The sequence below is a fragment of the Mesorhizobium sp. P2_B5 genome, from assembly GCF_056404775.1.
This window is the reverse complement of the sequence record NZ_JBFUDJ010000013.1, coordinates 35,669-58,642: the sequence shown is the minus strand read 5'-3', so window position 1 is coordinate 58,642 and position 22,974 is coordinate 35,669. Positions and strand designations below refer to the sequence as shown.

Here is a 22,974-nt window from a genome sequence, read left to right as displayed (position 1 = left end):
GGGAGATTAGCTACCCAAACTTCCCCGTCCGCGGGAATCCCTTCGGCACCATCCGTCCGGCCGATGCCCTGGCGCCGATCCACTCCGCCAACTCCTCGCGCGACCGGGTAAACGTACGGTCGGCCGAATCCTGCCATGACAGGCCGCTCGCCAGCGTGAAGGGTTTGAGGTCGAGCAGGCCGCCATCCTTGTATTTCTGCAGGCGAACGCCCTTGCCGCGACCCATTTCGGGGATTTCGGACAGCGCAAACACCAGCATCTTGCGGTTCTCGCCGACAATGGCAAGGTGATCGCCCGAAACCGGCACGCAGGCCTTGGCCTCGTCGGGCGCCTTGACGTTCATCACCTGCTTGCCCTTGCGGGTGTTGGCGACGACCTCTTCCTCCGGCACGATGAAGCCGTTGGCATCATAGGAGACGAGCAGCAGCTTGCGCTTGGGGTCGTGGACGAAGGCGGTGACGATGTCCTGGTCGTTGTCCATGTCGACGATGATGCGGATCGGTTCGCCATGACCGCGGCCGCCCGGCAGCCGGTCGGCGCCGATGGTGTAGAATTTGCCGCCGGTGGTGAAGACCAGGATCTTGTCGGTGGTCTGGGCATGGAAGGCGAGCTTGAGGCTGTCGCCCTCCTTGAAGGTCAAGGTCGAATGGTCGGCCAGATGGCCTTTCATGGCCCGCAGCCAGCCCTTTTCCGAGACCACCACGGTGACCGGCTCGCGCTCGATCATGGCGTGCGCGATGTCGGTCAAATCGTGTTCCGGCGCGTCGGCGAACTGGGTGCGGCGCTTGCCGAGTTCGGTCTCGGGGCCGAACTTGTCGCGGATGCTGGCGACTTCCCACTTGATCGTCGACCATTGCTTGGCATTCGACGCCAGCAGCGCCTCGATCTGCTTCTTCTCGGTGGTGAGGCCGTCGAACTCCTTGCGGATCTCGAACTCTTCCAGCTTGCGCAGAGCGCGCAGCCGCATGTTGAGGATGGCTTCGGCCTGGGTGTCGGTGAGCGACCAGCGGGCCATCATCACCTGCTTGGGCTCGTCCTCCTCGCGGATGATCTTGATCACCTCGTCGATGTTGAGGTAGGCGATCAGGTAGCCGGCGAGGATCTCGAGGCGCCTTTCGATCTCGCCCAGGCGATGCTTCGAGCGGCGGATCAGCACATCGCGCCGGTGCTCCAGCCACTCCTGCAGCACGCCTTTCAGCGACAGCACGTTGGGCACCTTGCCGCGCGACAGCACGTTCATGTTGAGCGGGAATCGGCTTTCGAGCTCGGTCAGTTTGAACAGCGATTCCATCAGGATGCCGGGATCGACCGAACGGCTCTTCGGCACCAGCACGACGCGGATGTCCTCGGCGCTTTCGTCCCTGATATCTTCGAGCAACGGCAATTTGCGCGCGATCAGAAGCTCGGCGATCTTCTCGATCAACCGCGCCTTCTGCACGCCATAGGGGATTTCGGTGACGACGATGCTCCAGGTGCCCCTGCCCTGGTCTTCCTGGCCCCATTTGGCCCGGACGCGGAAACCGCCGCGGCCCGTCTCGTAGGCTTCGAGGATCGAGGCGCGGCTGTCGACGATGATGCCTCCGGTCGGGAAATCCGGCCCCTGGACGAAGTCCATCAGCTTCGCCACCGGCGCGCTCGGATCCTCGATCAGGTGCAGGGCCGCATCGCAAAGCTCGGCGGCATTGTGCGGCGGGATCGAGGTGGCCATGCCGACCGCAATGCCGGATGAGCCATTGGCGAGCAGGTTCGGGAAGGCGCCGGGCAGCACGACCGGCTCCTCGTCCTCCTCATTGTAGGTCGGCCGATAGTCGACCGCGTCCTCGGTGATGCCGGAAAGCAGTTCCGTCGCCACGTCGGTCATGCGCGCTTCGGTGTAGCGCATGGCGGCGGCGTTATCGCCGTCGATATTGCCGAAATTGCCCTGCCCGTCGACCAGCGGATAGCGCATGGAAAAGTCCTGCGCCAGGCGGACCAGCGCGTCGTAGATCGACTGGTCGCCATGCGGGTGGAACTTGCCCATCACCTCGCCGACAATGCGGGCGCATTTGGCAAAGCCCTGGTCGGGGTTGAGCCTGAGCAGCCGCATGGCGTGCATGATGCGGCGATGCACGGGCTTCAGCCCGTCGCGCACATCCGGCAGCGCCCGATGCATGATGGTCGACAGCGCATAGGCGAGATAACGCTCTTCCAGCGCCTTCTTCAGATCGACCGGTTCGATATGGTCACCACCGCCATCTTCAGGCGGCAAAAGCCTTTTTCCCATGCGGGTGGACTAGCCGAGCGGGTGATTCGCGGCAAGGCGGAGCTGCGGAAATCCGCAATTTGCGGCCCCCGGGCTGTGAAAGGCGGCTCAGTATCCGACGACGGGTGTGACGGACTTCATGTTCCAGCTTGCCGTCCCTGTGCAACAGCACCGGTAGCAGTGCTGTTGCCAACCAACATCAATCTGTTACACGCCCTCTCTAAGGCAGGAGACGGTATTCAGGGGAGCCCGACCTTCATGACATATTCACCGCATCGAGCGAAGGCTCCCGCTCCGGTTTGCCTTTCGCTGCGATTTTCGACAAATCTGCGGGATAGCGCCTTTTTCCCGTCCAGTTCGTCACGGAATGGTGATGGCGCAGAATTCAAGAAAACACTTTTCAGGACTCTCTCAGGGAACTCGCGATGACAATCCAACGCTCGACACTCAAGAAACTCGCTTTTTCGACCTTCTTGCTGACTCTGCCGCTCAATGCCGCCTTTGCGCAGGACGCGGCGGTTGCCGACCGGCTGAAGGCCGCACTTGCCGTCCAGGGCGTCGATATCACCTGGACCGGGGTTACCGGCGACAATTCCAGCATGGTCCTGCAGGGCGTGTCGGTCAAACCGGCGGCCGAAAAGGAAGCGCTGCCGATCGGCGACGTCAAGCTTGAAGGCGTGACCGAGGCCAATGGCGGTTTTGATGTCGCGACCATCACGACTTCGGCCTTCGAGCACAGCAAGGACGGTGTAACGCTTAACCTCACTCCCTTCGTGATTCATGACGCCAACATCCCGGCCGAGGGCGCTACGGGCCCGCTCGGCTCAATGATGATCTACAAGTCGGCCGAACTCGAAAACCTGACGGTCAAGGTTGCCGACAAGACTGCCTTCTCGGTGGATGGCGTTGCTGTCCAGATCACGCCCCCGGCCGACGGCAAGGCGATGGAATTTTCCGCAACCACGGAAAAGTTCAACGCCGACCTGACCCTGGTTGACGATGCAAAGTCCAAGGAAGCAATCAACGCCTTGGGCTACCAGAACATATCGGGCAACATCGAAATCGGCGGCACCTGGCAGCCGAGCGACGGCAAGATGGACCTGTCGAAATACGACATCTCGGTCGAGAATGCCGGCACGCTCGGCATGACCTTCGGCCTCGGCGGCTACACGGTCGACTTCGTCAAGTCGATGCAGGAGATGCAGAAGAAGATGGCGGCGCAGCCCGAAGGGGCCGACAACTCGGCGCAAGGCATGGCGTTGCTCGGCCTGTTGCAGCAGCTTTCCTTCAACAGCGCCTCGGTCCGCTTCGACGACGATTCGCTGACCGGCAAGGTGCTTGAGTATGTCGGCAAGCAGCAGGGCATGTCGGGCAAGGACATCGCCAACCAGGCCAAGGCGATCGTGCCGTTCGGCATGGCGCAGCTCAACAATCCCGAATTGACCGCCGAAGTGACGGCCGCTGTGAGCAAATACCTCGATGACCCGAAGAGCCTGGAGATTTCGGCCGAGCCGCCGGCAGCGGTGCCGTTCGCGCTGATCATGGCGGGTGCGATGTCCAACCCGCTCGACCTGCCGAAGACGCTCGGCGTCCATGTGACGGCCAACGAAGACTGATCGAGCGAAACGCTCAAAAGCAAAAAGCCCGGCAGCGATGCCGGGCTTTTTTGTTGGATTATCTATCCGAAAGAATCGGTTCCGGCGGTTTGTTAAAGAACCGCGGGAACTTCGCGATCAGGCGTCCTTCTTCACCGCCGCGACGCGCAGAGAGAGCTCGCGCAGTTGCTGGGGACTGGCTTCCGAAGGTGCGCTCATCAACAGGTCGTAGGCCTGCTGGTTCATCGGGAACATGGTAATCTCGCGCAGGTTCTTGGCGCCCACCAGAAGCATGACGACACGGTCGACGCCGGCCGCCATGCCGCCATGCGGCGGGGCGCCATACTGGAAGGCGCGATAGAGGCCGCCGAAGCGCTCCTCGACCGTGGCGCGATCCAGCCCGACCGTCTCGAACGCCTTGACCATGGTTTCGGGCAGATGGTTGCGGATACCGCCCGAGGCGATCTCGAAGCCGTTGCAGACCATGTCGTACTGGAAGGCCTTGATGCCGAGCAGGTCGTCGCCACCGAGCGCCTCGATACCGCCCTGCGGCATCGAGAACGGATTGTGGGCGAAATCGATCTTCTTTTCCTCCTCGTTCCATTCGAAGAACGGGAAGTCGACGATCCAGCAGAGTTCGAAGCGCTCGCGGTCGACGAGGTTCAACTCCTCGCCGGCGCGCGTGCGCGCGGCACCCGCGAAGGTGACGAACTTCTTCGGATCGCCGGCAACGAAGAAGGCGGCGTCGCCATCGGCAAGGCCGAGCTGCTGACGGATCGCCTCGGTGCGCTCCTCACCAATGTTCTTGGCCAGTGGACCGGCGCCTTCAAGCTTGTCGCCTTCCTTGCGCCAGAAGATGTAACCCAGCCCCGGCTGGCCCTCACCTTGCGCCCAGGAGTTCATGCGGTCGCAAAAGGCGCGGCTGCCGCCGGTCTTTGCCGGAATGCCCCACACTTCGGCCTTTGGATCGTTGGCCAGGATGTTGGCGAAAACCTTGAAGCCAGAGTCGCGGAAATGATCGGAGACGGCCTGCATCTCGATCGGGTTGCGCAGGTCCGGCTTGTCGGAACCGTATTTGCGCATCGCGACGTCATAGGGAATGCGCTGGAATTTCTGCGTCACCGGCTTGCCGTTGGCGAAGGTCTCGAAGACGCCCCGCACTACCGGTTCCATGGTCGACAGCACGTCGTCCTGCTCGACGAAGCTCATTTCGAGGTCGAGCTGGTAGAATTCGCCGGGTAGCCGGTCGGCGCGCGGATCCTCGTCGCGGAAGCAGGGCGCGATCTGGAAATAGCGGTCGAAGCCGGAGACCATGATCAGCTGCTTGTACTGCTGCGGCGCCTGCGGCAGCGCGTAGAAGGTGCCGGGATGGATGCGCGACGGCACCAGGAAGTCGCGCGCGCCTTCCGGCGACGAGGCCGTCAGGATCGGCGTCGAGAATTCGGTGAAGCCGACATCGGTCATGCGCTTGCGCATCTCGGCAATGATCTTGGTGCGCGCCACGATGTTCCTGTGCAGCGTCTCGCGGCGCAGGTCGAGAAAGCGGTATTTCAGGCGGATATCCTCGGGATAGTCCGGCTCGCCGAACACCGGCAGCGGCAATTCCTTGGCCGCCGACAGCACTTCGATCTCGCGGGCAAAAATTTCGATCTCGCCGGTCGGCAGGTTGGCATTTGTGGTGTCCGGCAGGCGCGCCTTGACCTCGCCGTCGACACGGATCACCCATTCGCCGCGCACCGTCTCGGCGACCTTGAAGGCGGGCGAATCCGGATCGGCGACAATCTGGGTCAGGCCGTAATGGTCACGCAGATCGATAAACAGCAGGCCGCCATGGTCGCGCACGCGATGCACCCAGCCCGACAGGCGAACCGAAGAGCCGACGTCGCTCTTTCTCAACTGGGCACAGGTGTGGCTGCGGTAACGATGCATGGTCATGTCAAAAAGTCCGGGGTGCTGGGTTGTGGCCCGAGCGTCAAAGCCCGGTCCAAAATTTGCGCGAAAAGCGCATGGGAGGCCTGATTTGTCAAGGCAAGCCGGGTTTGGGTCGTCTCTCTAACCGATCGTCAGCGTCGAAGTCTTTGCCAGGCTTGGCGCATTGCCGTCAGAAGTGTTTCTCGCGACAGTGCAGTCCTTGAGCAATCTGGGGATGCTTCATGCCAAAACGCACAGTCCCGCCGGGTGTCGGGCCACATAATGGCCGCGAGTTGGAACTGATGCTTCAAGGCGACAAACCAATGGCCCTATTCGGGGCCGAACCGGGTATGGACGCCGAAGATGTTGGTGACACGGGCTTTGCACCGTTTGTCGAAGAAGGCCGCATCCTGAAGTTCACCCACATTGATCCAAAAACGTCCGTGGAAGATCGCCGCTACTGCCTGCCGACAGAAGAATGGCGCTGCAAACTGAGCTTGTTGATCTCCAGAATGTGCCGCAGCGGAGAGGCCTTTGACATCTTCACATCGAATGATCTGGCGAGGCTTGAAGGCACTCTTCTTGGCTATTCGAAGGAAGATATTGAAGCGTTCATCGTACACGCTGCGTCGATGAAAACGCCGAATTCCAGCACGGTTTGAACGATTGCTTTTAAGCTGGCTCCCCAGCTAGGAGCCCAGGGCCGATTGCCCGAGGCGGTGTGCAAGATGATCGACGACCAATGCCGCGCTGGCGGAAGACGTTGCGGCGCGATGAAGGCGTATCTCCGCCCCGGGCAATGGCGGCACATAACGGCCGGGATTGATACCGCGCAGGCCAGGCGCCAGCATGCTGCCTTTGACCACGGTGATCGCCAGGCCCTGCTCGACGATTGCCTCCGTGGCGGCGAGGCTCGGGCTGACATAGGCCAGTCGCCATGGCCGGCCTGCTTTGTCGAGCGCCTCGATAGCCCAGGCGCGAAACAGGCAATCGGGATAGGACAGAGCGACGGGCAGCGGATCGAGCTCCTCGACGGCACGGGTGGACGCTGCAGCCCAGATCGCTCGTTCGCGGCATATCAGGTCACCCTCGGTGGTGCCCTCCGGATGCATTGCGATGACCGCGTCAAAGGATGAGCCGAGGCGTTTGAGCAGCAAGGCGGTGAGACCGATCTCCATGTCGACCTGCACGAGCGGAAATCGCTCGGCAATGTCGGCAAGCAGGCTTGGCAGGATTCTGGTGCCATAGTCTTCCATCACCCCGATGCGAACCTGCCCGGCCACACGCTGATTGGAAACACGCGCAATTGCCTGCTCGTTGAGGGCGAGGATGCGGCGCGCATCGGTCAGAAAGCCCTCCCCGGCGGCCGTCAGTTCGACGCGAGCGGTCGAGCGGCGAAACAGGGCGGTGTCGAGGCGCTTCTCGAGACGTTTCACCTGCAAGCTGACGGCGGCCTGGGTTCGATTGAGCTGCTCGGCGGCGCGCGTGAACGACAGCCGGTCGGCAACGACGACGAAGGCGCGCAGCAGTTCGGGGTCGAGGCTTGGAGTATTCATAGCCAAGTATTATCAAACTCATTGCGCTTATTCGATTCCTTTCGACCAGCCTGCCCGATATCGCTGGCGCTGAACTGGCAAGGTCGGGAAACAATGGAAATTCTGGGCGTGCTCGCGGCGATTCTGTCCAGCGCTCTCGGCGGCACTGCCGTCGGCGCAACACGATATCTCGCCGGCACGCTTGATCCGCTCACCATCGGCGCGGTGCGGTTCAGTGGTGGCTTTCTGGTCTTGGTCGCCGTGGCGCTCTGGCGGCGGGACACATGGCCGCCGAAGAGCGATTGGCTTGGTGCCGGCGCCTTGGGCCTGCTGTTCTTCGGTCTGTTTCCGGTGCTCTTCAATGGAGCCCTTCTCTACACGACGGCGGCGCGTGGTGCGCTGGCGCTTTCGACCCTGCCGCTGCTGACCATGCTTGCCGGAGCGGTGCTGCGGATAGAGCCGCCGACGATGCGCAAGATCGCCGGCGTCCTGATCGCCATGGCGGGGGTGGCCGCAGCACTCGGCACGAGCCTGGCGACGGCTCCCGCAAGTGCGTGGCGCGGCGACCTCATCATGGTCACGGCGGCGTTCTGCATGGCGCTCTACAGCGTGTGGTCCCGACCATTCCTGTCGCGCACCGCGCCGATCCCGTTCGTGGCGTTTGGCATGGGCGTCGGTGCGGTCTGCCTGTCGGCCCTTGCGGCTTCAAACGGCGGCCTCGCACGACTTGCGACGCTGAATGCACCGCAGTGGATTTCGAGCGGCTATCTGGCCATCGTCTGCGGCGCGTTCATTTTCTTTCTCTGGGCATTCGCACTGAGGCGCGCCGCGCCGACACTGGTTGCCGTCTCGGTTGCGGTCAATCCGGTAACGGCGTCGATCTTCGGCGTCGTCTTGCTGGGCGAACAGGTTAGCGCCAACCTGCTCGTCGGGCTCGCGGCGGTGCTGGCCGGAATAGCGATCGCTTCGGGAGCCACCAGAAGGTTCGGCCTGTGACGGTCAAGCCGCTCGCGTGAACAGCCAGCGCGCCGCGCTTCCTTTAAGCCAAATGGATCTCAGCGCCCTGACGCTCGAAATCGGCGAGGATCGCGGCCGGCGCGGTCCTTTCGACCACTAGATGGCGGATCGCCTCGGGCCCGGCGACCCGGTAGGGTGCGGCGGTGGCCAGCTTGTCATTGGTGACAGCGATGACGATGCCTGTGCTGTTCTTGGCCATGGCCCGCTTCACCTCGGCCTCCGCCGAATCGAAGGCCGTCACGCCGCGCGAGGCATCGAGACCGCAGGAGCCGAGAACAAACAGGTCCGCCCCAAGCTGCGCGACGGCGGCAAGCGTGTCGGCGCCGACGCAGGCGCCGAGGTGGCGGTCGAACCGCCCCCCCAGCACAATCAGCTCGATCAAGGCGTGGTCCGAGAGCGCCGAGGCAATTTCGAGCGAATTGGTGGCGACAGTCAGGTCGAGGTGGCGCGGGATGGCCCGGGCGATCGCGGCATTGGTCGAGCCGCTGTCGATGAACAGGGTCTGTCCGCGCGACAGCAATGCCACGGTCGCGCGGGCCAGCCGCGTCTTCTCTTCGACCGCATGGCTGGCGCGCAGGCCGACTGGTGCGGACGCGAAAGGTGCGGGCGCGACCGCGCCGCCATAGACGCGACGGCATTGCCCTGCCTTGGCGAGCTCCCTGAGGTCGCGGCGAACCGTGTCTTCCGAAACGCCGAAGCGGCTCGCCAGTTCGCCGGCCAGCACCCTGCCCTCGACGGCAAGGCGGTCGCGGATGATTTGATGCCGCTCATCGGTCAGCATTGCATGATCCTATTTTTCTTCATGCACGTTCTTGCACGATTTGCATGTTTGTGCAAGATACATAGCATACTAGGCGGCGACAACCGCCGGCTCTCCTCCTTGAAAGCACCGTCATGACCTTTGGCCTCAGCCTCGCTCCGCAACACCGGGTCTATGCCGGGTTTGCGATCTACTCGTTCGGCATGGGCAACATCTTTCCGCGGCTGCCCGACATCAAGCATGCCATGGGCATTGCGGACGGCACGCTCGGGCTCAGCCTGATCGGGACGCCGATCGGCACCTTGACCGCGCTGACGCTGGCTGCGCCGATCCTGGAGCGTGTCGGCTTCCGCCGCGCCTTGCTCGGGCTGGTTCCGCTTTTGTCGGTAGTCTATGCCCTTGCCGTGCATGCGCCTGGGCCGCTTGCGCTGTTCCTGATGCTGATTCCGGTAGGCCTGATGATCGGCAGCGTCGAGATCATCCTCAATGTCGAGGCCGACAGGACCGAATTCCTGCTCAAGCGCCGCATCATGAACCGCGCGCATTCGTTCTGGAGCATAGGCTTTTTCGGCGCCGGCCTGTTCGGCGCAGCACTTGCGCATCTCGGCATATCGCCGCAACTGCACCTGGCCTTGGTCGTACCGATGGTGGCGATAGGAATAGCGCTGTTTCTCGGCGGTTACGAACCGGCGCCGAGCCGCTTCGCCGGCAATGACGAGACGGCGCCAAGGTTGGCGCGGCCGACGCTGCCGATCCTCGTCCTCGTCGCGGTGACGCTGTCGGCGATGCTGATGGAAGGCGCCAGCATCGACTGGTCGGCGATCTACATGCGCACAGTCTTCGATGCAGGCCCGTTCGTCGCCGGCTTCACGGTGGCGCTGTTTGCATTCTCGCAAGCAAGCACGCGCTTCTTCGCCGACAGCTTTGTCGAGCGCCACTCGCCGAGCAGCGTGGCGCGGGTGCTGCTGGCGACGATGGCGGCAGGCGTGCTGCTCGTCTTCTTCTCGCCTGCCCCGCTCGTGTCGATGCTGGGCTTTGCAATGCTGGGCATCGGCAGCAGTGCGATCTTTCCGCTGGCGATCTCGGCGGCCGCCCAGCGAACGGACCGCTCCGCGGCAATCAATGTCGCGGCGCTGTCGCAGATCTCCTTCGTCGCCTTCCTGCTCGGTCCGCCGCTGCTCGGTTTCGTCTCCGACCATTGGGGCATCCGTTCGGCCTTCGGCATCGGCATCCCGTTTATCATCCTCAGCCTGCTGACAGCCGGCTCGCTTGGCCGAACGGCGGCCAGCCCTGTCGCGCCGGCAGCGGGCGAAGCGTTGGCGAGGGCTCACGAAGCTTGAACGGCCGTCGACCTTTGTAGGGCACGCACCTGTTGGCGGCGGGATAAGCCGCTGGCAATGGTCGCACCGATGGTTCAGAACTGTGGAGCCACCTGGACGAGTATGACGTTGAATCGTCATACTCATCCAGCTCTTTGTCGAAGCATGATCTTTTTCCGAAAACCGGTTCCCACTTTTCGGGATCATGCTCTAAGCATCGGTTCCGCATGTCTTCCATCCGCCCGCTGATCCCTCTCCTCATCGCCGCCGGCATCCTGCTTGGCGGCAACGGGCTGCAGGGCACGCTGATCGCGCTGCGTGGCGCACAGGAAGGGTTTTCCGCCTCCGACATCGGCCTGATGGGCACGTTCTATTTCGCCGGTTTTCTGCTCGGCTGCCTCGCCGTCACCCGTATCCTCAAGGCGGTCGGCCATGTCAGGACCTTTTCGGCGCTCGCCGCCACAGCTTCGGCCGGCACGCTGCTTCTGGTGCTGGTCATCGATCCGGTGATGTGGTGTGCCATCCGATTTGCCGGCGGCTTCTGCTTTGCCGGCCTGTTCACCGTCATGGAAGCCTGGCTGAATTCCGGCGTCGAAAACAAGGACCGCGCGCGGGTGCTCGCCATCTACCGCATGGTCGATATCGGCTCGGTGACCGGCGCGCAGTTCCTGATACCGATCTTCGGTCCCGGCGGCTTTGCGATCTTCGCCATCATGTCGATGATGATCACGCTGTCGCTGGTGCCGGTGTCGCTTGGCGACCGTTCCAACCCGACGCCGCCGGAAGACGTCAAGCTCGACCTCGCCCGCGTCTGGCGGATCTCGCCGCTCGGCTGCTTCGGCTGCATCTGCGTCGGCGTCACCAACAGCGCCTTCCGCACGCTGTCGCCGGTCTATGCCGAGCAGATCGGCATGTCGGTGGCCGATGTCGTCACCTTCGTCAGCGTCGGCATCTTTGGCGGCGCCCTCATCCAGTATCCGCTGGGCTATCTTTCCGACCGCTGGGACCGGCGCGCGGTGCTGTTGGTAACCACATGCGGCGCCCTGCTGGCGGCGCTGGCGCTGGCCTTCATCGCCGGAGCCAATCCGACCCTCAACCTGATCATCGTCTTCATCTTCGGCAGCTTTGCCATGCCGCTCTATTCGTTGTCGGCGGCGCATTCCAACGACCGCGCCGACAAGGGCGAGTTCGTGCTGATCAACGCCGCTTTGATGCTGTTCTATTCGTTCGGCGCCATTGGCGGCCCCTTCGCGGCGTCGACGGTGATGCAGTATTTCGGACCGGGCGCCCTGTTTGTATTCAGTGCTGCGGTCTATGGTACCCTCATCGCCGTCATCCTCTACCGCATGCAGGTGCGTGGCAGCGTGCCGGCGGGCAAGCGCAGCCGCTTCACGGCGCTGCTTCGCACATCGACTGTCTTCGCGCGGCTGGCGCGCAGGAATGGCGATTCCGACGGATCGACGGATACTTGACCGAAGGGCGGCTTGACGAAAGCGCCCACGGCTGAAATTGAAAGAGAACCTTACCCGTACTAAAAAGCGATTTGATGCACGTCATCACCACCCAAAATGAGCTCGAGTCCGTTCTCGCCGCTTTTGAAAAGTCGGATTTCGTCACCGTCGACACCGAATTCATCCGCGAAACGACGTTCTGGCCGATCCTGTGCCTGATCCAGATGGCGGCGCCCGGCGTCACCGCGCTGATCGACCCGCTGTCGCCCGATATCAACCTCGCCCCGTTCTTCCGGCTGATGGCCAACGAGGCGGTGGTCAAGGTGTTCCACGCCGCGCGCCAGGACATCGAAATCATCGTCCATCTCGGCGATCTGGTGCCGCATCCGGTGTTCGACACTCAGGTCGCGGCCATGGTCTGCGGCTTCGGCGACAGCGTCTCCTACGACCAGCTGGTGCAGCGCATCACCGGCGCCCGGCTCGACAAATCATCGCGTTTTACCGACTGGCGTCACCGGCCGCTGTCCGACAAGCAGCTCGACTACGCGCTGGCCGACGTTACTCATCTGATCGATGTCTATAAGCATCTCAGCGCCGAATTGGAGCGAGAAAACCGCGCCCATTGGCTGAACGAGGAAATGGAGGTGCTGACCTCGCGCGAGACCTACGATCCGCACCCCGAGGATGCCTGGAAGCGGTTGAAGATGCGGCTGCGCAAGCCGCAGGAGCTCGCGATCGTGCAGACGGTGGCGGCATGGCGTGAGCGCGAGGCGCGCGAGCGCGACGTGCCGCGCGGCAGGGTGCTCAAGGATGACGCCATATACGAGGTCGCCCAGCAGGCGCCGCGCGATGCGGCCGCGTTGAGCAAGCTGCGCACCACGCCGAAAGGTTGGGAACGGTCATCGACGGCAACCGCATTGCTCGGCGCGGTCAACACGGCGCTCGCTCTGCCCCGGGAAGAGATGCCGAAGCTGCCCAAGAGCTTTCAGCCTCCCGAGGGTTCGAGCGCGGCTGCAGAGCTGCTGAAAGTGCTGTTGCGGATCGTCGCCGAGAAGGAAGGCGTCGCCTCGAAAGTGCTGGCGTCCAGCGACGACATCGACCGCATCGCTGCCGAAGGCGAAGCCGCCGACGTGCCGGCGCTGCAGGGATGGCGGCGCGCCGTGTTCGGCGAGGCTGCATTGAAGCTGGTGCGCGGCGAAATCGGCATCAAGTTCGACAAGCGCAAGATCGCGGTGTTCGATCTGTAACCCTTCTTTGAGCCCTATACGGCTCCGAGCAGGTGCAGCGCGAACCAGATCCATGCCAGCAAGAGAATGATCGCGCCCACATAGAAGGCGCGGCTGCGAAACCGCAGATTATTGCTGGTCAGGTGGACCCAGGCATGGGCATAGCGGGAAATCACGAAAACCCACGTCAAGGCCAGGGTCAGGTAATTGACGCCATTGGTCGCGTGCAGCGCCAGGCACAGCACGTAGAAAAGCACCGGCAGTTCGAACTGGTTGATGAGATTGTTGGCGACGGTGACGCTGGACGCAGGCTCGGTCGTGCGCATCTTGTATTGACCGACCTTGGCCTCGCCCGATTTGACCGCACCGTAGCGGCGCCGGCCCATCACCACATAGACGACATAGACCAGCAGCACCTGCGCCAGCATCGGCCAGAAGATTGCTGTCTGGCTCATGGCGTTGCCCCTGCCTTGTCGCTCATGCCTGTGGACGCCGCTGGCTGGCGACGATGAAAGCCGCGATGACGGCCACAGGTAGCGCCAGAAGCGCGAATTTGGTGACGATCAGCGACGAGGCGAAAGACAGCGAATCCGGATTGGCTGACAGCGCATCGGACAAAAGCCGCGCCACGGCAATGTTCTGGGCATAGTCGGCGCAGGTGTAGGGCAGCACGACAACCAGCGCCAACAGCGACTGAACCTGCACCGGCAGGGCGCGAAAGGGTTTTAGCCGCCGCCCTGTGGCGAGGATCAGGCTGACCATGGTCACTGACAGCAGCGCCGGGAATAGAAGGTCGAAAGTCAAATAGTGCCAGACGAGGATGATCTCGCTGCCGCGCCGGCCGAGTGCGGTCAGCCAGGCCATGCCCTCATCCGGCGTGAAACCGCCAAGGCGCACATCGAGCGACGGCAGGCCGCCGCTCAACTGGCGGAAATAGAAGAACTCCAGCAGCGTCATGGCGATGAAAACCGCTATCGATGCAACGCATAGCGCGCCCGCGTGGCGCGCCAGCCGCAGCACAATCGTCGCCTGGTTGCGCCAGAGCACGTTCCGGTCTGGCTGCTGGTCTGGCTTCTGGTCAGGCTCCGCCGGGATAGTTCGGGCTTTCGCGGGTAATCGTGACGTCATGGGCGTGGCTTTCACGAAGTCCGGCGTTGGATATGCGCACAAAGGTGGCGCGCTCGCGGAAATCGGCAAGATCGCGGCCGCCGACATAACCCATAGCGGCTTTTAGCCCGCCCGCAAGCTGGTGCAGCACGCCAGACACAGGTCCTTTGTAAGGCACCTGCCCTTCAATGCCTTCCGGGACAAGTTTCAGCGTGTCGCGCACCTCGGCCTGGAAGTAGCGGTCGGCCGAGCCGCGCGCCATGGCGCCGACCGAACCCATGCCGCGATAGGCCTTGAAGGAGCGGCCCTGGTGCAGATAGACCTCGCCTGGGCTTTCGTCCGTGCCGGCGAGCAGCGAGCCGATCATGGCGGCGCTCGCCCCGGCGGCGAGCGCCTTGGCCAGGTCGCCCGAATATTTGATGCCGCCATCGGCGATGACCGACACACCGGATTTGTGCGCCGTCTCGACCGCCGACATGATCGCCGAAAGCTGCGGCACACCGACGCCGGCGACGATGCGGGTGGTGCAGATCGAACCCGGGCCGATGCCGACCTTGACGGCGTCGGCGCCGGCATCGATGAGTGCCTGCGTGCCTTCGGCGGTGGCGACGTTGCCGGCCAGGATGCGCACGGAATTCGAAAGCTTCTTGGCCCGGGTCACGGCATCCAGCACGCGCTGCGAATGGCCATGCGCGGTGTCGATGACCAGCAGGTCGACGCCAGCGTCGATCAACCGCTCGGCGCGCTCGAAGCCGTCATCGCCGACGCTGGTGGCGGCGGCGGCGCGCAGCCGGCCCTGCGCGTCCTTGGTGGCGTGCGGGTTGAGCTGCGACTTCTCGATGTCCTTGACGGTGATCAGGCCGACGCAATTGCCTTGCTTATCGACGACGACGAGCTTTTCGATGCGGTGCTGGTGCAGCAGCCGCTTGGCTTCGTCCTGGTCGACATTCTCCTTGACCGTGATCAGGTTCTCACGGGTCATCAATTCGTAGACTTTTTGCCCCGGGTCCGAGGCGAAGCGCACGTCGCGGTTGGTCAGGATGCCGACCAGGCGGCCGATCTTCTGCCCGCCGGTGCCGCCATTCTCGACCACCGGAATGCCCGAGATGGAATAGGTGCGCATCAGCGCCAGCGCGTCGGCAAGCGTGGCGTCGGGGCCGATGGTGACCGGATTGATGACCATGCCTGATTCGAATTTCTTGACCTGGCGCACCTGCTCGGCCTGTTCGGCCGGCGAGAAATTGCGGTGGATGACGCCGATGCCGCCGGCCTGCGCCATGGCGATGGCAAGCCTCGCCTCGGTGACGGTGTCCATGGCGGCCGACAGGATCGGCACGTTGAGGTCGATGTCGGTGGCGATGCGGGTGCGGATATCGGTCTCGCCGGGCATGACCTCGGAATGGCCGGGCTGCAACAGCACGTCGTCAAAGGTCAGCGCCAGCGCGCCGGTGGACGTTTCGATGATTTTTGCCATGGCCAGTCCTTCGAATACGAAAAAGCGCTGGGAGAATACAAAAAAGCGCTGGACCGCAATGGACAGCGCCGACTCGTTTCTTCCCTTTCAGGATTGGCGCTGGCTGGTAACACGTCGCGGCGCCGATGAAAAGCCGATGATTGCCTATTCGGCGGACTTGCCCAGCAGAGCATCGAGCAAGGCATGGCGCGGCGATGCGAAAGGATTGACAACCGTTACGCCGCCCCAGGTGAAGCCGTCCTGCAGGTCTTCCGACAGCAGCAGCCGGCAACCGGTTTGCGAGGCAACGGACAGGATAATTGCGTCCCAGATGCCGAAATGGTGATCGGTCGCGAGATCGGCCGCCACCGTCATCACCTCCGGTGTGGTGCCGACAACCGGAAACGCGTCGCGCCAGCTCAACAAGGCGTCACGGGCTTCCGCGCGCGACCTTCCGGCCTTACGTGTCAGAACGGCGAACAGCTCGCCGAGCACCTGGACCGGAATGAGGGCGGCCTCCTGCGCCATGTCGCGCAGCAGATCGAAAACGATGTCGCGCTTCTCGGCTCCGTTGATCCCCTCCGCATAGACAAGGATGTTGGTATCAAGCGCGACCTTCACCGCTCGTCCTCGTAAAGCTCGTCGCGGGTCCAGCGCCCGGCCTCTAATACAGGCTGGCGTTCGAGGCGCGACAGCAGCGCGGTGCGCGAGCGGGAAGTCACGGCGTCGGGCTGCCCTGCGGGCACGATCCGCGCAACGGGTCGTCCATGGCTGGTCACGACATAGCTTTGCCCTTCCCGAACACCGCGCAGGAGGAGCGAGAATTTGCGGTTGGCATCGGCTGCCGAAATGGCCTCTTCCATGATAAAGCCCATATAGTAGTTATATTCACTACAATAATGCGCCGCGTCGCCTTTCGCAAGAGCTATTCCTCTCTGCTTGCCTTGGAACGCTGCCATGCCCGCGCGAGCAGGCGGTCGCACAAAAGTGACAGCAAATTAATGCGACATCCGGGTAAGGGCGTGATAACCGCCTTTTCGTGTCGGCTTGCCCCGGTCGGCACGCACCTTTTGCCAGTTCGGACGCGTTCGTTGAACCGCATCATTCCGCTCATACTGGCGGTCGCTCTGTTCATGGAAAACATGGATTCGACCGTCATCGCGACATCGCTGCCGGCGATCGCCGTCGACATCCACACCAGCCCGATCGCGCTCAAGCTGGCGCTGACCGCCTATCTGGTGTCGCTGGCGATCTTCATCCCGATCAGCGGCTGGATGGCCGACCGGTTCGGCGCCAAGAACGTGTTTCGCGCCGCGATCGGCGTGTTCATCCTGGGCTCGGTCGCCTGCGCCATCTCCAATTCGCTGCCGGCCTTCGTCGTCTCGCGCTTCCTGCAAGGCATAGGCGGGGCCATGATGACGCCGGTCGGCCGCCTGGTGCTGGTGCGCGCGACGCCGAAAAGCGAACTGGTCGCCGCTATGTCGTGGTTGACTGTGCCGGCGCTGGTCGGGCCGCTTGTGGGACCACCGATCGGCGGCTTCATCACCACCTATTTCACCTGGCACTGGATTTTCCTGATCAACGTGCCGATCGGGCTGATCGGCATCTGGCTGGCGACGCGCTTCCTGCCGCAGACCGATGCCGTAGAAACGCCGCCGCTCGATTTTCCCGGCTTCGTGCTAAGCGGGCTCGCCGCGTCGGGCGTTGTCTTCGGCCTGTCCGTGGTCAGCCTGCCCTATCTGCCGCCGGCGATCGGCTTCATCACCGTGGCGGTCGGGCTGATTTCCGGCGCACTCTACCTCCTGCATGCGCGGCGCGCCAAAAACCCTCTGCTGGCGCTGGAACTGTTCCGCAACCAGGTGTTCCGCTCCTCGGTGCTCGGCGGCTCGCTGTTTCGCATCGGCATCGGCGCGGTGCCGTTCCTGTTGCCGCTGATGTTCCAGATCGGCTTCGGGCTGACGCCGTTCCAATCGGGCATGATCACCTTCGTCTCGGCCATCGGCGCCATCGGCATGAAGTTCGTCACGGCGCTGATCTTCCGGCTGGCCGGCTTCCGCCGCGTTTTGATCTGGGGCTCGCTGATCGCCGCCGCATCGATCGCCATATACGGCCTGTTCACGCCGGAGACGCCTTACGCGCTGATGCTGGCCATATTGCTGGTCGGCGGCTTCATCCGCTCGATGTTCTTTACCGGCGTCAACGCGCTTTCCTATGCCGAGGTGTCGGCCGAAGACACCAGCAAGGCGACGCCGATCACGGCGGTGTTCCAGCAGCTGTCGATCGCGCTCGGCGTGGCGCTGGCCGGCGGCATCCTGGAAGTCTCGACCTCGATCCATGGCGGCCCGCTGACGCTTGGCGATTTCCACATCGCCTTCTTCATCGTGGCGGCGGTGTCGGCGGCGGCGTCCGTATCATTCATGCGGCTGGCGCCGGATGCCGGCAACGCGGTGTCGGGACATGGCCGGCTGACGACGCCGAAGACGCTGGAGCCAGTGAGCACGGCGGGGAAGTAAGGCCTATCAGGCCTCGGCGTCCCCCGGCCCTCCGCCGTGGCTCCGGGCGCTCGAGCCCTTCGGAACGTCCACTGGACGTTCCGATCCACCTGACGGTGGACCGGCCTCTCGCCCTTTGAAATCCTTCGCCAGCAGATACAGCTCCACCGACTCATCGCGCGACGCCGGCGGCTTCACGTGGTGGACCGAGCGAAAGTTCTTCTTGAGCATGGAGAGCAGCTCATTCTCGGCGCCGCCCTGGAAGGTCTTGGCCAGAAAATGCCCGCCCGGCTTCAGCACCGACAGCGCGAAATCGGCGGCGACCTCGCACAGATGCATGGTGCGGATATGGTCGGTTCGCTTGTGGCCGGTGGTCGGCGCCGCCATGTCGGACAGCACGACATCAGGGTCGCCGCCCAGCGCTTCGGCGAGCTTTTGCGGCGCTTCGGGGTCGAGGAAATCCATGAGCAGCACTGGAGCGCCGGGCACGGCATCCATTTCGAGATAGTCGATGCCGATGACGTGCGGATTCTCCGCCGTCGATTTCGTCCTCGCGGCCGCCACCTGGCACCAGCCGCCGGGCGCAGCCCCGAGGTCGATGACCTTCATGCCGGGCTTCAAGAGATGATGCTTGTCGTCGATCTCGATCAGCTTGTAGGCCGCGCGCGAGCGGTAGCCGTCGGCCTTGGAGCGCTGGACATAGGGGTCGTTGATGTGGCGCTGCAGCCAGCGGCGCGACGATTCCTTCAGGCCGCTCTTTTTCTTGATCCGCGTCTTCAACACGCGGATGCTGGCAGAACCTGGTTTTTCCGGTTTCTTAGTCACTGTCGGCCACGCCCACTGTTGCGCCAGACGCCGTCATCGGCCATCAACTCGCTCAAAATGCCTTCGCGCAGACCACGGTCGGCGACGCGCAGCCGCTCCGACGGCCACACCGCGCGGATGGCTTCGAGGATAGCACAGCCGGCCAGCACCAGATCGGCGCGGTCGGCGCCGATGCAAGGGTTGGCGCAGCGCTGCTGGAAATCCCAGCCGACCAGCTTTTCGACCATGCGGTCGACGCTGTCACGGTCCATCCACAACCCGTCGACCCGGCGGCGGTCATAGCGTTCGAGGTCGAGATGGACCCCGGCCAGCGTTGTCACCGTTCCGGATGTGCCGAGCAAATGGAATTTCGGGCTGGCAAGCACATGGCTCAGCCGGTCGCGGCCGTCGAAGGACCTCAGCCGCACGGCGACATCCTCGACCATGGCGGCAAAGATTTGGCGCGTTACCGTGCGGCCGCCAAAACGCTCGGCGAGCGAGACGACGCCGACCGGCAGCGAGGTCCACGACACGATGTGGTTGGCAAGCCGCGGCGAGCGCTGGCCGGTGAGGTCGATCAGCGCGATTTCGGACGAGCCGCCGCCAATGTCGAACAGCACCACGCCTTGCGTGTCGCGCTCGACCAGCGAGCCGCAGCCCGACACCGCAAGGCGGGCCTCGGTCTGGCGGTCGATGATCTCGAGTTTCAGACCGGCCTCGCGCTCGACACGCTGCAGGAATTCGACGCCATTGTCGGCGGTGCGGCAGGCTTCGGTGGCGATCAGCCGCGCCTTCTTGATCTTGCGGTTGCGTAATTTATCGCCGCAGATTTTCAGCGCCTCGACGGCGCGGTCCATCGCCGCCTGGCTCAGGTGCCCGTTGGCGGTCAGCCCCTCGCCCAGCCTGACGATGCGCGAGAACGCGTCGATGACGCGGAACTGGCCATGACGCTGCGGCACCGCGACCAAAAGCCGGCAATTGTTGGTGCCGAGATCGAGCGCGGCAAACACCGGCAATTCCTGCATCGGCGGCCGCTGTATGGGCTGTTCGGGCCTGGGCTGCGGAGCCGGAGGCGCGGCCATGGGGCTTGGCGCGATGCTGACGGCCGGCGGGCCGGCCGCGACGAGATGCGCGGCCGTAGCGAGCTCATCGCGTGCAAAAACCTTGCGTCCGCGCCGGCGCTTGCGCCGCTTTCTCGCTTTGCCTCGCTGAGGCTGGGCGTCGCCGGCCTGTCCGTCACCGGACTGGGGCCCCGCATGGCGGGGCCGTCCGGCGGATGGGCTTGGCCCGCCTGACAGCGGCGAAGCCCTGGACACGCCCACTTCCGGCGCGCCTGCGCCGGTGTCGTGGTCTTCCACTTCGGGTCCTTCCGGCGCCGCGCGAACCGGGAAACCGGACGCAGCAGGCACCTAAATGTTTTAAGTTGCCGCCAGAGTAGCAGTGCGGGACCCGATCACCAAGAGCAGCGGGGCAAATTTTGCCGGCATCATGCAGCGGCAATGCCTGCGGCGTTGAATAGCGGGCCTGTCCGGTTGAATAGCCGGCTTCAATGAGGCATTTCTGAAATGAGGGCAATATTGGTGAATCGCGGATTTTTTCACGCCCGCCTGGGCGATGGGCAGCAACGCATGACGAGAACTCCATGAACTGGAGGCGCTATCTGTGGCCGGTCATCGGCATTGCAGCGGTGATCTTCTCGCTGCTGTTGCTGTGGCATGAGCTGCGCGGCATCTCGCTCGACGATGTCTGGGACGGCATCGTCGCCATCCCCACCCGCGGCTGGGTGCTGGCGGCGCTGAGTTCGGTGGTCGCCTACGCCTCGCTTGCCGGCTACGACCACATCGCGCTCTTGCATATCGGCAAGAAAGTGTCGTGGCTGTTTGTCACCTTCTGCTCCTTCACCACCTACGCGCTGTCGCACAATATTGGCGGCTCGGTGTTATCGGGCGCGGTGATCCGCTACCGCGCCTATGGCACCAGGGGACTGACCGGCCAGGATGTCGGCATATTGGTGGCGATCTGCTGGATCACATTCGTGCTTTCCAGCCTGCTGGTCGGCGGCCTGGTGCTGGTGTTCGAGCCTGCAATCATCGGCCGCTTTTCCGGCGCACCCCACCGCGGGCTGGCGATCGCCGCCGGCATCGCTTTGCTCATTCTGGTCGGCGCCTACATCTTCGGCAGCTGGCTGCACCTGAAGCCGTTGAAAATCGCCGGCTTCCAGCTGCATTACCCGGCGCTGCCGATCGTGGCGCGGCAATTGCTGATCGGCCCGATCGAGCTGCTGGCGGCGGCGGCAATCATCTTCTTTGCCCTGCCCGTGGCCGGCAATCCCGGCTATTTCGTCATCCTCGGCGTGTTCCTGGTGTCGTTCTCGGTGGCGCAGATCTCGCACGCGCCGGGCGGGCTCGGCGTGTTCGAGGTCGTGTTCCTCGCCGGCCTGTCGCAGATGGACCCGGTCGGCGTGCTGGCCGCGCTGTTGGTGTTCCGCCTGTTCTACCTGATCATCCCGCTGCTGATCGCGCTTGGCGTGGTGCTGTTCTTCGAGCATTCGCAATACAGCCGAGGCGAGACGTAGCGCCCTGCCCGTGCGCATCAACGGAACAAACCAAAAGCCCGCGATTGAAACGCAACGCAGGCTTGACTATTTTCCGGCGGCGGCTACAAGGCACGCGCGGCTGCTTCAGCGGCCCACCAGCGCGGCAGCGCCTGCTGGGGAATAGGTTAACGGTAGACCCACGGACTCTGACTCCGTTAGTCCTGGTTCGAATCCAGGTTCCCCAGCCAACGACGTCATAAGCCTTTCGCCTTTTCCTCAAACATTTTTGAATGGGATTTTGGGCGATCCACGGCGTTTCATGGGGCATCACCCGGGCCATCTCACCGCCGGGTCACGATCACCGACGCAGGATCGAAGGCGCGCAATCAACCAATACCAACATTCAATGTCGTTATTCGCGAACGACGCCTTAGTTCACTACAGTCTCGAGAAATTGCTTCGCTTGCGTGTTGCTGGCGAAGCGCCCGATCTCCTCGTAATCGGGGCGATCTTCTGCACTATCTGGGGACCTTAATACGACAAAAGCGGTCGCATCGGGTAAGATGAGCCACGTGAGGTCTTCACTTTCAATTGGCGCAGCATGACGAGCGCCGCAATTTGCACAGTCGTCATCGCACATGCATGACCATTCATCGACCCAATGTTCGCCGCAGCTATAGCATTTATAATGGTTTGCGTACCAAGACATTTAAACATGTCCCTCTGCTCGGCCTTCAACAGTTCTCTTTCCTCAAACGATATTGGCCGCGGGCCAGAAACTCGATATATCCGTTGTCTCTGAGGACCTGCAATTGCTGACGAATTTTTGGTCTCACATTTCTGTTGTTCGGGTACAGAGCGCTCAGTTTCCTTTCGAACGCGTAGATTTGCTCGATATCGAAATCAGTCGCGCCGATCATATCTACACATCTCATTATTTCAATTAGCCAACCGCGAGCATCTGCCTTTTCCTCACGCAAAAAAAGGGTGTGCTGCCATTTAGCGACGACGTCGTCTTTGGGGATCGGGATGCTGTTCCTAACCACAAATATTCGGCCCGCGTCCGGAATGCGGTTGAGCAAAATATTAGAGCCGACCCAACCCGCTCTCCTCGCTGTCGACGCCAGGGGGCTCCTCTTCTCGATGATGTCTGGTACGAAGAAATGCTTTGGGACAACGCAAACATGCCTTACTGCCTTTTGCGTCAGATCATAATTTAGCAATATCAAATTCGGGTTGGTCGCAGATGCCAATCTGTCGATTTTAGTAAAATAGGCTCCGTCCGCAACCTTAGCGCCAAATGCCTTCTTTTGGCTTTTCAGTTCAAATTGATCACTGCAAATGCGGCAGAAAAAGTCAGCAACAGGCAAATTGGCGGGGAACCTTTCTAGACTGGAGTTCCCACAATTAGGACAATAAATCCATTGGGAAGCCCACTGCTCGGTCCAAATTCTGGCTTGTTGTGACCCGCTGTCATATTTTACTTGTGTCTCTTCGAAGCCAAATTTCATTCGCGATTAAAACCA

Annotated in this window: 20 protein-coding genes and 1 tRNA gene; 9 read left to right on the top strand and 12 right to left on the bottom strand. The window is 62.8% G+C overall.

The window, feature by feature from the left end; translation table 11 throughout:
* Positions 1-10: 10 nt before the first annotated feature.
* Positions 11-2,263: a DNA topoisomerase IV subunit A gene (gene parC / locus AC1D1N_RS28320; protein ID WP_352589435.1), complete on the bottom strand. Its 2,253-nt coding sequence runs from the start codon at positions 2,261-2,263 to the stop codon at positions 11-13.
* Positions 2,264-2,667: 404 nt separating this feature from the next.
* Here parC and AC1D1N_RS28315 point away from each other — a divergent pair, with 404 nt between their 5' ends.
* Positions 2,668-3,858, top strand: a complete 1,191-nt coding sequence (locus tag AC1D1N_RS28315) for a hypothetical protein (RefSeq protein ID WP_436259586.1) — start codon at positions 2,668-2,670, stop codon at positions 3,856-3,858.
* Positions 3,859-3,975: 117 nt separating this feature from the next.
* Here the strand turns inward: AC1D1N_RS28315 and aspS are convergent, their stop codons facing one another.
* Positions 3,976-5,766, bottom strand: coding sequence for an aspartate--tRNA ligase (gene aspS, locus AC1D1N_RS28310; RefSeq protein WP_477352627.1), 1,791 nt, complete (start codon positions 5,764-5,766; stop codon positions 3,976-3,978).
* Positions 5,767-5,990: 224 nt separating this feature from the next.
* Here aspS and AC1D1N_RS28305 point away from each other — a divergent pair, with 224 nt between their 5' ends.
* Positions 5,991-6,410: a hemin receptor gene (locus tag AC1D1N_RS28305; protein ID WP_436259585.1), complete on the top strand. Its 420-nt coding sequence runs from the start codon at positions 5,991-5,993 to the stop codon at positions 6,408-6,410.
* Between the two features lie 27 nt (positions 6,411-6,437).
* On the opposite strand, the gene AC1D1N_RS28300 is transcribed toward AC1D1N_RS28305, so the two are convergent.
* On the bottom strand, positions 6,438-7,304 hold the full coding sequence (locus AC1D1N_RS28300; protein ID WP_436259584.1) for a LysR family transcriptional regulator: 867 nt from the start codon (positions 7,302-7,304) through the stop codon (positions 6,438-6,440).
* A 93-nt stretch (positions 7,305-7,397) separates the two neighbouring features.
* Between AC1D1N_RS28300 and AC1D1N_RS28295 the strand changes: the two genes are divergently transcribed.
* A complete protein-coding gene (locus tag AC1D1N_RS28295) occupies positions 7,398-8,279 on the top strand; it encodes a DMT family transporter (protein ID WP_436259583.1) in 882 nt (293 codons plus the stop codon).
* A gap of 43 nt (positions 8,280-8,322) precedes the next feature.
* Here the strand turns inward: AC1D1N_RS28295 and AC1D1N_RS28290 are convergent, their stop codons facing one another.
* Positions 8,323-9,081, bottom strand: coding sequence for a DeoR/GlpR family DNA-binding transcription regulator (locus AC1D1N_RS28290; RefSeq protein ID WP_436259582.1), 759 nt, complete (start codon positions 9,079-9,081; stop codon positions 8,323-8,325).
* A 113-nt stretch (positions 9,082-9,194) separates the two neighbouring features.
* On the opposite strand from AC1D1N_RS28290, the gene AC1D1N_RS28285 reads away from it, so the two are divergent.
* The 3 genes from AC1D1N_RS28285 (at position 9,195) to rnd (ending at position 13,077) form a co-directional block, all read left to right on the top strand.
* The gene (locus AC1D1N_RS28285; protein WP_477352481.1) at positions 9,195-10,400 is read left to right on the top strand and encodes an MFS transporter; all 1,206 of its coding nucleotides are present in this window, start codon (positions 9,195-9,197) and stop codon (positions 10,398-10,400) included.
* A 206-nt stretch (positions 10,401-10,606) separates the two neighbouring features.
* Complete coding sequence (locus tag AC1D1N_RS28280; RefSeq protein ID WP_436259580.1) at positions 10,607-11,851, top strand: MFS transporter; 1,245 nt, start codon at positions 10,607-10,609, stop codon at positions 11,849-11,851.
* 74 nt (positions 11,852-11,925) lie between these two features.
* Positions 11,926-13,077 (top strand): ribonuclease D, encoded by a 1,152-nt coding sequence (gene rnd / locus AC1D1N_RS28275; protein ID WP_112563616.1) that lies wholly within the window; start codon positions 11,926-11,928, stop codon positions 13,075-13,077.
* A gap of 14 nt (positions 13,078-13,091) precedes the next feature.
* On the opposite strand, the gene AC1D1N_RS28270 is transcribed toward rnd, so the two are convergent.
* The 5 genes from AC1D1N_RS28270 to AC1D1N_RS28250 all read right to left on the bottom strand — a co-directional run bounded on the left by AC1D1N_RS28270 (position 13,092) and on the right by AC1D1N_RS28250 (position 16,479).
* Positions 13,092-13,511 (bottom strand): MAPEG family protein, encoded by a 420-nt coding sequence (locus tag AC1D1N_RS28270; RefSeq protein WP_477352479.1) that lies wholly within the window; start codon positions 13,509-13,511, stop codon positions 13,092-13,094.
* A 22-nt stretch (positions 13,512-13,533) separates the two neighbouring features.
* Positions 13,534-14,079: a hypothetical protein gene (locus AC1D1N_RS28265; protein ID WP_477352625.1), complete on the bottom strand. Its 546-nt coding sequence runs from the start codon at positions 14,077-14,079 to the stop codon at positions 13,534-13,536.
* A gap of 55 nt (positions 14,080-14,134) precedes the next feature.
* Positions 14,135-15,637 carry an IMP dehydrogenase gene (gene guaB, locus AC1D1N_RS28260; RefSeq protein ID WP_181060787.1) on the bottom strand — a complete coding sequence of 501 codons (1,503 nt, stop codon included), beginning with the start codon at positions 15,635-15,637 and terminating at the stop codon, positions 14,135-14,137.
* 144 nt (positions 15,638-15,781) lie between these two features.
* Entirely contained in the window at positions 15,782-16,237 is a 456-nt protein-coding gene (locus AC1D1N_RS28255; RefSeq protein WP_477352477.1) for a PIN domain-containing protein, read from the bottom strand.
* The gene (locus AC1D1N_RS28250; protein ID WP_477352623.1) at positions 16,234-16,479 is read right to left on the bottom strand and encodes a type II toxin-antitoxin system Phd/YefM family antitoxin; all 246 of its coding nucleotides are present in this window, start codon (positions 16,477-16,479) and stop codon (positions 16,234-16,236) included. Before AC1D1N_RS28250 ends, AC1D1N_RS28255 begins: the two co-directional genes overlap by 4 nt.
* Positions 16,480-16,707: 228 nt before the next feature.
* On the opposite strand from AC1D1N_RS28250, the gene AC1D1N_RS28245 reads away from it, so the two are divergent.
* On the top strand, positions 16,708-18,129 hold the full coding sequence (locus AC1D1N_RS28245; protein ID WP_477352475.1) for an MFS transporter: 1,422 nt from the start codon (positions 16,708-16,710) through the stop codon (positions 18,127-18,129).
* 6 nt (positions 18,130-18,135) lie between these two features.
* Here AC1D1N_RS28245 and AC1D1N_RS28240 read toward each other — a convergent pair whose 3' ends face one another.
* Both AC1D1N_RS28240 and AC1D1N_RS28235 read right to left on the bottom strand, forming a co-directional pair.
* On the bottom strand, positions 18,136-18,933 hold the full coding sequence (locus tag AC1D1N_RS28240) for an RlmE family RNA methyltransferase (protein WP_477352473.1): 798 nt from the start codon (positions 18,931-18,933) through the stop codon (positions 18,136-18,138).
* Complete coding sequence (locus AC1D1N_RS28235; protein WP_477352471.1) at positions 18,930-20,270, bottom strand: Ppx/GppA phosphatase family protein; 1,341 nt, start codon at positions 20,268-20,270, stop codon at positions 18,930-18,932. Before AC1D1N_RS28235 ends, AC1D1N_RS28240 begins: the two co-directional genes overlap by 4 nt.
* A gap of 284 nt (positions 20,271-20,554) precedes the next feature.
* Between AC1D1N_RS28235 and AC1D1N_RS28230 the strand changes: the two genes are divergently transcribed.
* Entirely contained in the window at positions 20,555-21,487 is a 933-nt protein-coding gene (locus AC1D1N_RS28230) for a lysylphosphatidylglycerol synthase domain-containing protein (protein ID WP_477352470.1), read from the top strand.
* A gap of 135 nt (positions 21,488-21,622) precedes the next feature.
* Positions 21,623-21,696: transfer RNA gene (locus AC1D1N_RS28225), tRNA-Gln, on the top strand.
* 486 nt (positions 21,697-22,182) lie between these two features.
* Here the strand turns inward: AC1D1N_RS28225 and AC1D1N_RS28220 are convergent.
* Positions 22,183-22,959 (bottom strand): DpnI domain-containing protein, encoded by a 777-nt coding sequence (locus tag AC1D1N_RS28220; RefSeq protein ID WP_112563543.1) that lies wholly within the window; start codon positions 22,957-22,959, stop codon positions 22,183-22,185.
* Positions 22,960-22,974: the final 15 nt, after the last annotated feature.